The organism is Streptomyces murinus (assembly GCF_002154555.1).
Classification (GTDB): Bacteria; Actinomycetota; Actinomycetes; order Streptomycetales; family Streptomycetaceae; genus Streptomyces; species Streptomyces murinus.
Genome location: NZ_MUNF01000441.1, coordinates 1 through 11140 on the forward strand (window position 1 = coordinate 1; position 11140 = coordinate 11140).

General features: G+C 69.9%; 9 protein-coding genes and 2 pseudogenes. 6 read left to right on the plus strand and 5 right to left on the minus strand.

What is annotated here, in order from left to right; translation table 11 throughout:
* Positions 1-405: peptide deformylase (locus tag CCN72_RS25460; RefSeq protein ID WP_107430151.1), on the plus strand; the 405-nt coding region annotated here is incomplete at its 5' end.
* Between the two features lie 132 nt (positions 406-537).
* Positions 538-1107: an HD domain-containing protein gene (locus tag CCN72_RS25465; RefSeq protein WP_208638094.1), complete on the plus strand. Its 570-nt coding sequence runs from the start codon at positions 538-540 to the stop codon at positions 1105-1107.
* On the opposite strand, the pseudogene CCN72_RS25470 reads toward CCN72_RS25465, so the two are convergent.
* A pseudogene (locus tag CCN72_RS25470) lies at positions 1095-1568 on the minus strand (NUDIX hydrolase). The gene CCN72_RS25465 and the pseudogene CCN72_RS25470 overlap by 13 nt on opposite strands.
* A 107-nt stretch (positions 1569-1675) precedes the next feature.
* Between CCN72_RS25470 and CCN72_RS25475 the strand changes: the two are divergent.
* A pseudogene (locus CCN72_RS25475) lies at positions 1676-2134 on the plus strand (radical SAM protein); the annotation flags it as partial.
* 32 nt (positions 2135-2166) lie between these two features.
* On the opposite strand, the gene CCN72_RS25480 reads toward CCN72_RS25475, so the two are convergent.
* On the minus strand, positions 2167-2742 hold the full coding sequence (locus tag CCN72_RS25480; RefSeq protein WP_086809935.1) for a chloramphenicol phosphotransferase CPT family protein: 576 nt from the start codon (positions 2740-2742) through the stop codon (positions 2167-2169).
* Between the two features lie 282 nt (positions 2743-3024).
* Between CCN72_RS25480 and CCN72_RS25485 the strand changes: the two genes are divergently transcribed.
* Genes CCN72_RS25485 through CCN72_RS25495 form a run of 3 tightly spaced genes read left to right on the plus strand, consistent with a single transcriptional unit; the run spans position 3025 to position 6026 of the window.
* On the plus strand, positions 3025-4281 hold the full coding sequence (locus tag CCN72_RS25485) for an ABC transporter substrate-binding protein (RefSeq protein WP_208638095.1): 1257 nt from the start codon (positions 3025-3027) through the stop codon (positions 4279-4281).
* Positions 4278-5177, plus strand: coding sequence for a carbohydrate ABC transporter permease (locus CCN72_RS25490; protein WP_086809937.1), 900 nt, complete (start codon positions 4278-4280; stop codon positions 5175-5177). Before CCN72_RS25485 ends, CCN72_RS25490 begins: the two co-directional genes overlap by 4 nt.
* Positions 5178-5192: 15 nt before the next feature.
* Positions 5193-6026: a carbohydrate ABC transporter permease gene (locus CCN72_RS25495; RefSeq protein ID WP_086809939.1), complete on the plus strand. Its 834-nt coding sequence runs from the start codon at positions 5193-5195 to the stop codon at positions 6024-6026.
* 78 nt (positions 6027-6104) lie between these two features.
* Here the strand turns inward: CCN72_RS25495 and CCN72_RS25500 are convergent, their stop codons facing one another.
* From CCN72_RS25500 to CCN72_RS25510, 3 genes are all read right to left on the minus strand, one after another.
* Positions 6105-6782: a class F sortase gene (locus tag CCN72_RS25500; protein ID WP_086809941.1), complete on the minus strand. Its 678-nt coding sequence runs from the start codon at positions 6780-6782 to the stop codon at positions 6105-6107.
* Positions 6783-7013: 231 nt separating this feature from the next.
* Positions 7014-7562, minus strand: a complete 549-nt coding sequence (locus tag CCN72_RS25505; protein ID WP_085564614.1) for a hypothetical protein — start codon at positions 7560-7562, stop codon at positions 7014-7016.
* Positions 7563-7911: 349 nt separating this feature from the next.
* Positions 7912-9561 (minus strand): M4 family metallopeptidase, encoded by a 1650-nt coding sequence (locus CCN72_RS25510; RefSeq protein WP_086809943.1) that lies wholly within the window; start codon positions 9559-9561, stop codon positions 7912-7914.
* Positions 9562-11140 lie beyond the last annotated feature (1579 nt).

Here is an 11140-nt window from a genome sequence, read left to right on the forward strand (position 1 = left end):
GTCCACCTGTTCGCCAAGGGCATGGGCATCGCGGCACCTCAGATCGGGATCGGCAGGGCCGCTGCCGTGGTCCAGCCCCCCGGCCCCGACGCCCCCGCCGTTGTCCTGCTGAACCCCCGCATCACCGAACGCTCCAGCGACGCGGACGAGCAGTACGAGGGCTGCCTGTCGTTCTTCGACGTCCGCGGCCTGGTCCCCCGGCCCCTTTGGATCACGGTGGAGACCACGACGCTGGAGGGTCTGCCGGTGACCACTACCTACGAACGCGGACTCGCCCGGCTGATCCACCACGAGATCGACCACCTGGACGGCCTGCTCTACACCGCGCGGATGCGTACGGGGGCCGTCCCCATCCCCGTCGAGCAGTACCGCCAGACCGGCCGCGCGTGGGCCTACGAGCAGTAATAGGCGGCCTCGCCACTCGGCCCATGGAAGGGGGGAGTTCGAGGCACGGATCGTTGTCACTCGGGGCCACGACAAAGTGTGCGCAGTGCTTGCCCTCACGGCCGCCGAAGAGGAGTCATAGCCTTGCCGTCCATGGGACTTACCAAATGGGCGTACTCCCTCGCCGAGTCGATGCTGGCCGAACCGCTGCCGCGTCGTTGGGAGCACTCGCTCGGGGTAGCCAACCGGGCCCGCTCCCTGAGCCCGATTCTCGGCCGCGACTCCGAACTGCTGGTGGCCGCCGCCGTCCTGCACGACGTCGGTTACTCGCCCTCCATCGCCGTCACCGGCTTTCACCCGCTGGACGGAGCCCGGTTCCTTCGGGATCAGGAGGGGGCTGACGAGAGGGTCGTACGGCTCGTGGCGCACCACTCCTGTGCGCTCTTGGAGGCGGAGGAGAGGGGGCTCCGGCATGAGTTGGAGACCGAGTTCGAGAGGGAGCGGCCGGAGTTGGTGGACGCGCTCATCGTGGCGGACATGACGACCACCCCGGACGGTGAGTACACGGCGCCGGCGGCCCGGTTGAGCGAGATCGTGCAGCGGTACGGGCCGGACACGCTCGTGGGCCGATTCATCCAGCGGGCGGCGCCGGAGATCCACGCCGCCATGGAGCGGGTGGAAAGCCGGATGGCCGCTGTCGCGGTGGGCACTCAGCGGATGTAGGGCTCGCGGCGCGTCTCGTCCATGCCGTGCTGGATCCGCAGCCGCATGGACGGATGAATGTCCAGGGAGCCGAGGTCCGTCGGGTCGATCCAGCGGACCTCTTTGGATTCGCTGCTCGTGCGGAGGGATCCGCCCACTGGGTGGGCCCGAAAGCAGATGGAGAATTGCTGTCGCACCTCACCGTCGTCTTAGGCGAGCACGTGCTCGGGATCGGTGTAGAGCCCGATGATGCCGTCCACCTCGACCTTGATCCCAGTTTCCTCCTCGACCTCGCGCACGACCGTGTCGCCGATGCGCTCGCCGATGTCGTGGCCACCGCCGGGCAGCGCCCACAGGTTGTTGTCGGTCTTGTGGATGACCAGGAGTCTGCCGGCGTCGTCGCACACAACGGCTGTGACCGAGGGCACGACAGAGTTGGCAGTAGGAGCGTTGGGGTCGCGAAAGTAATCAATCCGGCTCATGCGCCTGGACCTCTCAAGTCGGTGGGCGAGGAGATGGGTCGCGCGGTCTCCCGGACCCGTTCGGCACTTTCGGCGTAGGCGTCGAACAGGCTCGCCTCGGGGACGCGCTGGAGGAACGAGGGCGGGCCGTCACGGTGCGGATGCTCGTGAATCTGGAGGACGACGGGGCGTCGCTCGCCGCCATGCAGGAGGTCGTGGACCGGCTCGGAGCGGTTCCGGTTCGCCGTGTCATCACTGCCGGCGCCTCCGATCAGCGCGTCCGCTACCGGCTCCCCGACGGCCGGACTCTTCTCGCCAAGAGCATCCGGCCCGTCCGGCTCCCGGACACCTGTGCGGGCTGCCGGTTCAACAATGAGCGGGACTGTCAGGAGGGGTACTACGGCGTGCGCATGTACCGGGCGCGGAACGGCCCCTTCATGGTCGGCGTGTGCATTCAGCGCATGGATCTGTGCCTGACGCTCGGGGAGTTCGTGATGAGCAGGCGCTGCGCGGAAGTCCGCGAGTTCCGGGAGGAGGAGGCGGCGCGGCTCGCCGGTCTGTACGAGGGGGCGCGGACGCCGGGCTGACCCGAGCCATTGCCGAACCCTGTGGTCGGGGCTCAGCTCGGAGCACCGGCGCGTAGGGCGAGCTTCATCCGTGTGAAGGCTGTGGGGGTCCGCCGTCGTGGCAGGGTGTTCTTGATCTGTTGGGCGATCTCCTCCGGCGTGTTCTTGCTCGTGTCGCATTCGATGTCGTAGATGCCGTGCGCGTGGACCTGGTCGAACTGCCGCGCGGCAAGTCCTGGGGTCCGGTCGCCGCGGATCCGTTCCCGTCGCTCCAGCTCCGGCAGCGCGCAGTGCACGCCGACGAGGACGACGTCCTCGGCAGGGAACAGGTCGAGGCAGTCGAGGAGGCGCCAGCGTCGGCTCAGCAGATGGTCCACCACGATGTGATTGCCGGCTGCGGCCATTCCGGCTACCGCGCGGTGGAAGCCCCTGGCGGTTCGGTCGATCTCGGCCTGTAGGTGTTCGTCGGGAATGTCCCGGTCGGACCGCATGGCATGGAAGGCGTCCACCGGCATGTGAAAAAATGATTCGTCCAGGATCTGGAGAAGCTCCCGGGCGATGCTCGTTTTACCGGAACTCGATGTCCCGTTCAGGAAGATGATCAGCCCGCCTGGCCTCTGGCCGGACATTTCAAGACCGCTGGGTTCACTGGGGCCGGCCGGCACCTCGGTCGGCTCTGCATCGTCATGCGACATGGGCGGATGATCTCGAAGGTCGTGGCAGGCTCGCACCGGAATTTATGCCGCTTGCCTCCTGCTCGACCAGGACGCGATGGCAGCCGTTCCGGACGGCTAGGTACCCCTCACCCACCGTCCGTGCCCAGTGACACACCGCCGCAACCCCTCTTTCGTAATCGCCCCGCATGGTTGATCGTTGGGCCGTGCGTTGAGGACCGACGTCAGGGGGAGTGCATGACGATCAGCCGTAGGACGCTGCTGGGCGCGGGTGCCGGGATCGGTATGGGGGTGGTGAGTGGCTGTGGGTCCAATACCGGGCGTGGGGGCGGGAGTTCTGGTGGGGTGCGGCTTGCGCAGTGGTATCACCAGTACGGGGAGGCCGGGACCGAGCAGGCGGTGAAGCGGTATGCCGCGGCCTATGCGAAGGCGCGGGTCACCGTGCAGTGGCGGCCCGGGAATTACGATCAGCAGACGGCCGCGGCGCTGCTCACCGATTCCGGGCCCGATGTGTTCGAGGTCAACGGGCCCTCGCTCGACCAGATCCAGGGCGGACAGGTCGAGGATCTGACCGCGTTGCTGGACGGGACCAAGAGCGACTTCAATCCGGCGGTGCTGGCGCCGAAGACGTATCAGGGGAAGGTCTACGGCATTCCGCAGACCGTTGACATGCAGATGCTCTACTACCGCAAGAGCATGTTGCGGGACGCGGGGGTCGAGCCGCCGCGGACGCTCGATGAACTTGTCGATGGCGCAAGGAAGTTGAGCAACAGCAAGGTCAAGGGGCTCTTTCTCGGGAATGACGGCGGTGCCGGGGTGCTCGGCGGGACGCCCCTGTACGCGGCCGGGCTTCAGCTGGTCACCGAGGACGGGAAGGTCGGGTTCGACGACCCGGCGGCGGCGCGGGCGCTCGGGAAGCTGAGGGAGCTGTACGCCGGTAAGGCGCTGCTCCTCGGCGCGCCCACCGACTGGTCCGATCCGTCGGCCTTCCTCCAGGGGCTCACCGCGATGCAGTGGTCCGGGCTGTGGGCGCTGCCGCAGGTGCAGAAGGAACTCGGGGACGATTTCGGGGTGTTGCCGTTTCCGGGGGAGGGAAGCCAGGGGAAGCCGACCGTTCCCGTCGGGGCGTACGGGGCCGCCGTCAGTGCGCGGAGCAAGCAGAAGGAGGCGGCCAAGGAGTATGTGAAGTGGCTCTGGGTGGAACGGACCGACTATCAGGAGGATTTCGCGCTCGGGTACGGCTTCCACATCCCCGCGCGGATCTCGCTCGCGAAGAAGGCCGGCAAGCTGAGGACCGGCGCGGCCGCCGACGCCGTACGGTTCGCCACCGAGCACGGGTACGCCCAGCCGCTGCTGTGGACCCCCGCCTCCCAGACCGCCTACCAGGACGCCCTGAGCCGGATCATCAAGGACGGCGCGAACCCGGAGAGTGAACTGCGGGGTGTCGTACGGAAGATGTCCGCGGAACTCGACCGGGTCAAGCACACCTCGTGAGGCGCCGCAGGGCTCTCTGGTTCTGGGTGTTCGTCGGGCCCTTCGCGGCCGGGCTCGCGCTGTTCACGTACGTCCCGCTGCTGTGGAGCGTCGGGCTGAGCTTCTTCGACGCGCACAACACCGTGACGCCCACGGACTTCGTCGGCCTGGACAACTACACGGCGATGCTGAAGGACAGCGCGTTCACCGGGAGCCTGCGCACCTTCCTCGTGTTCACCGCCTTCATCGTGCCCGTCACCTTCGTCCTCTCCCTGGCCCTCGCGCTGATGGTCAACCGGGTGCGGCGGGCCCAGGCGTTCTTCCGGTCGGTGTTCTTCCTCCCGGCCGCGTGCAGTTACGTCGTGGCCGCGCTGATCTGGAAGATGTCGATCTTCAACGGGGTACGCTTCGGGCTCGCCAACACCGTTCTCGGCTGGTTCGGCACCGACCCCGTGGCCTGGCTGTCCACCACCCATCCGCCCTGGTACTGGCTGGTCATCGTGACCGTACGACTGTGGCTCCAGGCCGGGTTCTACATGATCCTGTTCCTCGCCGGGCTCCAGCGGATCGATCCGGTGCTGTACGAGGCCGCCGCCGTGGACGGGGCCCGGCCCGGCTGGACGGTGCTGCGGCACATCACCCTGCCCCAACTGCGCGCCACCTCCGTCGCGGTGGTGCTGCTGCTCGTCATCAACGCCTTCCAGGCCTTCGACGAGTTCTACAACCTGCTGTCGGACGCGCGGGGTTATCCACCGTACGCCCGCCCGCCGCTCGTCTACCTCTACTACACCGCCCTCGGCCAGGGACAGAACCTGGGGCTCGGCAGCGCGGGTGCCGTGATCCTCGCGCTGATCATCGCGATCGTCACGGTGGGACAGGCGCGCTGGCTCAAGCTCGGGAAGAGCGGGGAGGAATGAGGAGGAGTGAGGACGATGGATGACGCCCTGGTGAGGGTCGGGCGGGCGCTGCGGGCCGTGGTGCTCGTCGTGCTCGCACTGCTCTTCCTGATCCCCTTCTATCTGCTGGTGCGCAACGGACTGTCCAGCGAGCGGGACATCACCTCGCCCGAATGGACCTTCTTCCCGGCCGAGTTGAGATGGGGGAACGTACGGGAACTGTTCGACGACCCCTCCGTACCGTTCGCCCGCTCGCTGCTCAACTCCGCCCTGATCGCCGTCGCCACCACCCTCGGCACCCTGGTGCTCGCCTCCCTCGCGGGGTACGGCCTCGCCCGCATCCCCTACCGGCACGCGAACAAGGTGTTCTACGGCATCCTCGGCACCCTGCTGGTCCCGGCCGCCGTCACCTTCGTACCGACCTTCGTGCTGGTGTCCTCCCTCGGCTGGGTCTCCACGCTGCGCGGGCTGATCGTGCCGACCCTGTTCTCGGCGTTCGCCTGCTTCGTCTTCCGGCAGTACTTCCTGGGATTCCCGAGGGAGTTGGAGGACGCGGCCCAGGTCGACGGGCTCGGCTACTGGCGGACGTACTGGCTGGTGGTCGTGCCCAACGCGCGGCCGGTGTTCGCGGCGGTCGGCACCATCGTCTTCCTCGGCGCCTGGAACTCCTTCCTGTGGCCGCTGGTGATCGGGCAGGACCAGAGCGCCTGGACGGTCCAGGTGGCGCTGTCCTCCTTCACCACCGCCCAAGTCGTGCGCCTGCACGAGCTGTTCATCGCGGCCGGCGCCTCGATCCTGCCGCTGCTGGTGGTGTTCCTGTGCTTCCAGCGGTGGATCGTGGCGGGGGTGGAGCGCTCCGGCATCGACTGAGGCCGAGAGCGAGAGCGGAGACCTTAGACGGAGACGGAGACGGAGACGGAGACGGAGACGGGGCCGGGTGTCGGGAGCTCAGCGGCTGCCGGTCAGATGGGCGAAGACCACCACATTGCCCTGGTACCCGGTGGTCTTCGAGTAGCCGCCGCCGCAGGTGATCACGCGCAACTCGGGTCGGGAGGCGGCGCCGTAGACCTTCTGGTCGGGGAAGTCGCGGGCGGCGTAGACCTCGACGGCGTCCACCGTGAACTCGGCCACCGTGCCGTCCCGGCGGTCCACCTCGATCCGGGCGCCCCGCTTGAGCGCGCCCAGATTGTAGAAGACGGCCGGTCCCTCCGTGTTGTCCACATGTCCGGCGACGATCGAGGTCCCCCGCTCGCCCGGCGTGGTCCCCGCCTCGTACCAGCCGGCCAGGTTCTTGTTCTGCGCCGGCGGCACGTCCAGGCTGCCGGAGGAGGTGAGGGCGAGGCCCATCAGCGGGGCGTTCACGCGGATGGCCGGGATACGGATGCGCAGCGGCGGGGACGGCGGCAGCGAGGGCGCGGACAGGCGCTCCTCGCCGGGGTCGGGGCGGCCCTCGGCGGCCGCCGGCTGCGGGGGAGTGTGCGACTGGCCGCCCAACAGCCAGACCCCCGAGGCGAGGGCCACGACGGTGACCGCGGCTATCGCGGTGTCCCCGAGCCGCCGCGAGCCGCGCCCGCGGACTTTGCGGATGCCACGGGTACGGCTCCCGGCCGGACGTGTGCTGCGCATACGAACCCCTCTCCCGGGGGCGGACCCCCGAACTTGGCCTGGGGCGGATCCCCGAGCTGGGCCTGGGGCGGACCCCCGAACTTGGCCTGGGGCGGATCCCCGAACTTGGCCTGGGGTGGATCCCCGAGCTGGACCCGGGGCGGACCCCCTCCCCCTCCGGGCCGCGAGGGGCATCGGACCCGGAGGGGGTGGGACGTGCGGTACCGGCGGACGGACAGCGGAGGGTGTCCGTCAGATCCCGTCGCCTCTCGCCCGGCGATGCAGGAGCCAGGTACCGCCCGCGGCGGCGACGGCCAGCGCCGTCACGCCCGCCGCGGTCTGCACGGGGTCGGGACCGAGCGCGCCGCCGACCCCCGTCTTCAGGCTGCCCCGCGGCTGCACCTGCTCGTGCGCCGCGCCGAGGGCCACCACCAGGTCGCCCGTCACCTGTCTGCTGCCCTCCGCACACTTCGCGACGATCTCGTACGTCCCCGGCTGCGCGCTCGGCGGCACCTGGAACTGACCGATCGCCTCGCCCTGGTGCGTGGTGGGCGCCAGGGTGAAGACACCGGCGCCGACCGCGCCCGCGTCCCCGGTCGCGCCGCCCTTGTCCCCGCAGGCGGCGGTGTTCACCGTGACCTGTCCACCGGGGATCGCGGTGGACGGGTACACCTCCAGGCTGCCGGTAGGGGCGCGCAAGGGGCGCGTGGCCGCGGCGCCGCCGTAGGCGGGCGCGGCGGCGAGCGCCGCCGTTCCCACGGCGAGCGCGGTACCGGTCAGCAGACGGGCGGTGCGGCGCATGGTGCTCCCCGAAGCTTGTCGAGCTTGTCCGACTGGTGTGTCCCCTGCCCTTCCGAGGTAAAGGGCTCGCGCCGGGATCCGCTTGCCGAGAGATCGGCCGGACTGCGGTGAACGGGTGGCGGGCGCGGCGGCCATACGGCTGAGCCGTGGCGGAGTCGGGGCAGGTCAGGGGTGGTGTGCCGGGGAGCACAAGAAGAAAGTACGAAGAACACACGAATGGAGCGACGAGGGGCCGTTGAACGGGTGACCGGGTGACCGGGTGGCTGGGCGACCGGGGGATCGGCTCGGTGACGGGACGTCAGCCGGGCCCGGGGGTGCGCCCCCGGGCCCGTACCGCCGACCGGTTCGGTCAGTTGACGTTGACCGCGCTCCAGGCCGCCGCCACCGCGTTGTACTCTGCGCTGCCCGCGCCGTAGAGGTCCTTGGCCGCGTTGAGGGTGGCCGTGCGGGCGCCCGCGTAGTTGGTGGAGGACGTCATGTAGACCGTCAGCGCCCGGTACCAGATCTTGCCGACCTTGTCGTGGCCGATCCCGGTGACCGTGGAGCCGTTGTACGTGGGCGAGTTGTAGCTGACGCCGTTGATGACCTTGGCGCCGCTGCCCTCCGCGAGGAGGTAGGCGAAGTGGTTGGCGACGCCGGAGGAGTAGTGGACGTCGAGGTTGCCCACCGAGCTGCTCCAGTAGTCGGCCGAACTGCCGTCCCTGGAGGGCTTGTCCATGTAGCGCAGGGCGGTGCCGCCGAAGCCGGATCGGACGATCTGCTCGCCGATGAGGTAGTCACCGGGGTCCGAGGGGTTGTTCGCGTACCACTCGACCATCGTGCCGAGGATGTCGGAGGTGGCCTCGTTCAGGCCGCCGGACTCGCCCGAGTAGGTCAGGCCGGCCGTCTTGGAGGTGACCCCGTGCGACATCTCGTGCCCGGCGACGTCCAGCGCGACCAGCGGTCCGAAGGTGGTCCCATCACCGTCGCCGTACGTCATGCAGAAGCAACTGTCGTCCCAGAAGGCGTTGTTGTAGTTGCTGCCGTAGTGGACGCGGTTGTACGAGCCCTTGCCGTCGCCCGCGATGCCGTTGCGGCCGTGGACGTTCTTGTAGTAGTCCCAGGTCTCGTCGGTGCCGTACTGGGCGTCGACCGCGGCCGAGGAGCGGTCGCTGGTGGCACCCGTGCCCCAGTGGTTGTCGGTGTCCGTGAACACGGTCGAGGGCGCCCGGCTGATGCAGATGCCGAAGATGCACAGATCGGTCTTGTTCGCGGCGTCCCCGGTGTAGGTGTTGCCCCGGGTCGGGTCCTTGAGCTGGTACGACGATCCGGACTGGGTCGTCTCCAGCGGCACCGTGCCGCCGTACAGCGACCGGCCGTCGCCGGTGGCGGTCTCGATGCTGTCCCAGGCGTCGATCCGGGCGCCGGTGCGGGCGTCGGTCAGCACGGTGCGCGCGACCGGGTTGCCGAGCGAGTCCAGGGCGACCGCGTCGGTCCGCCAGGCCAGCCTGGGGGTCCCGTGCAGCGCGTCCACGATCAGCTGCGGCTTGGCCTTCACCTGCCGCAGCCGGTTCCCGAGGTTGGCCGCGCGCAGCGCGTTCGTCGCGAGGTCGGCGGCCTCGGGCGCGGACACCTCGGGCATGGTCGAGGGCAGCGCGAGCGCGGCGCGGCTCGCCCGGTCGGCGCCCCGGTAGCCGCCGTCCGGGCCGAGGTGGACGACGAAGTCGCCGCCCAGCACCGGGAGTCGGTGATAGGTGCGGTCGTAGCGGACGTGCTGGCTGCCGTCCTTGTCCACGATCACGTCCCGGACGCTCGTGGCCTGCGCGGAGTCCAGCCCCAGGCTCGACGCGTGCGCGCGGAGCGCCGAGGCCGCGTGCTGCACGGCGGCGGTCCGGGTGGGTCTGGGGGCGGCATGGGCGGCGGGGGAGAGGGCGACGGCCAGCAGGGCCGCGCTGCTGACGGCGACACCGGTGGTGGCGAGACGACGGGATCCTCGGACGTGCTGCCGTATTCGGCTCATCTGTCTCCTCGGAAAGGGCGCCATCCAGGCATGGGGGGATGACGCTGGACGCCCCTGAGATTTAAGGGGGCATGACAATTAATGTCCATAGGGAGTTCACAGGAAGGGGAGAAGGGGCCCTTGTCCGGCCTATTTCAACTACATGTCGGCTACTGCCGGTTCAGGGAGCGGGTGATGCCCGCCGCGATCGTCGTGGCCAGCACCCAGCCCAGCGCGATCAGCAGGTACGACAGCCACTGGAAGCCGCCGCGCGGGGCGTACGCGCTCTCCTGGCCGAAGTCGATGATCGGCAGCAGCAGGTCCAGGGTGTAGAAGAGCGGGTTGAAGGCGGGGGCCTCGGACGGCTTGAGGGCGGGCGGATGGTGCAGGGCGAAGACGAGGGTGCCCGTGCACAGCAGCAGGAGGAGCCAGAGCCCGGCGCGCATCGGACGGAAGCCGTAGCCGACGGCGGCGTCCTGGAGGTAGCCCCACAGCCGGGCGTACACCGGCAGGGTGCCGCGGTGCCGGCGGAGCTTGGCCAGCTGGACGGTGCGGGCGGCGCCGTCGTCGCCCACCGTGCGGTAGGCGGTGGTCAACTGCTCATAGGGGTACGGGAGATAGCCGTCCGGTTCGCGTTCCAGCAGCGGCAGCCGTTGTTCGGCGGGCAGGTGCGGGGTCAGCACGCGGTAGGCGAGGCCGTCGAGTTGGACCCGCTCGGGCCATACCTCGGGCGGCACATGCAGCAGGTCGAGCTGGGCGCGGCGCAGATTGACCGTGCCCTCGATCGGCGCGGCCGAGCGCAGCCACAGCTCGCCGACGACCGCGCTGCTGGCGCGCAGGGCATGGCCGCCGGGGTTGGCCAACCGGGCGTATGCCAGGTTGAGTTGGCGGGGGATGCGGGCGCCGCCGAGGTTCACCCGGCCTCGCGCGCGCAGCCGCATCGCATGCAGATCGGTGCCGACCGCGAGCACCTCGGCGTGCAGCGCGGTGCCGCCGGGGGCGTCGAGCACCGCGTCGTTGAGATTCACCTGCCCGCCGACGACGGCCCCGTTCAGCTGCACCGTGCCGTGCGCGACCAGCCCGGGCGCCCAGACGTCCGTGGCCACCTCGGCGTGGTTGAGCTGGAGCACGGCCTCCTCCGGGTCCGCCCCGGGCGTCCCGAGCCGCGCCCCGTTGGCGAAGAACGCCCCGGCCAGCTTGGCGCCCTGGAGCCGTACCGGGCCCGCGATGCGGCAGCAGGTGATCCGTACGACCCCGTCGGCGCGCAGCGCTCCTGCCGTCAGCCCCGGCAGTACCGAGTCGCTGAGGGCGAGGGCCACGATCCGCGCCCCGTACAGGTCGATCGCCTGCTCGAAGTGGCAGGCGCGCAGCCGGACGGCGCAGGTGACGGTGCCGTACTTCAGGTCGAGCCGCCCGGTGACGCGCGCGCCCGCCACCTTCAGGCCCGCCGTGCGGCCCTCCGTCACCGGGCCCGCCAGAAGCAACTCCCGCAGGAATTCCGCCCGTAGGGTCCGCTCCGGCCCCCAGTCGGTGCCCCGCCCGGGATCGTCGTCGTCGCCCTCCCGGAAGTCGACCCCCTCGCCGAGCGGAAAGGCGTCAC

Coding starts and splice junctions, on each gene's coding strand:
- CCN72_RS25500 (WP_086809941.1), bottom strand. CDS start 6,782: ATGCGCAGCACACGTCCGGCCGGGAGCCGTACCCGTGGCATCCGCAAA.
- CCN72_RS25505 (WP_085564614.1), bottom strand. CDS start 7,562: ATGCGCCGCACCGCCCGTCTGCTGACCGGTACCGCGCTCGCCGTGGGA.
- CCN72_RS25495 (WP_086809939.1), top strand. CDS start 5,193: ATGGATGACGCCCTGGTGAGGGTCGGGCGGGCGCTGCGGGCCGTGGTG.
- CCN72_RS25510 (WP_086809943.1), bottom strand. CDS start 9,561: ATGAGCCGAATACGGCAGCACGTCCGAGGATCCCGTCGTCTCGCCACC.
- CCN72_RS25480 (WP_086809935.1), bottom strand. CDS start 2,742: ATGTCCGGCCAGAGGCCAGGCGGGCTGATCATCTTCCTGAACGGGACA.
- CCN72_RS25485 (WP_208638095.1), top strand. CDS start 3,025: ATGACGATCAGCCGTAGGACGCTGCTGGGCGCGGGTGCCGGGATCGGT.
- CCN72_RS25465 (WP_208638094.1), top strand. CDS start 538: ATGGGACTTACCAAATGGGCGTACTCCCTCGCCGAGTCGATGCTGGCC.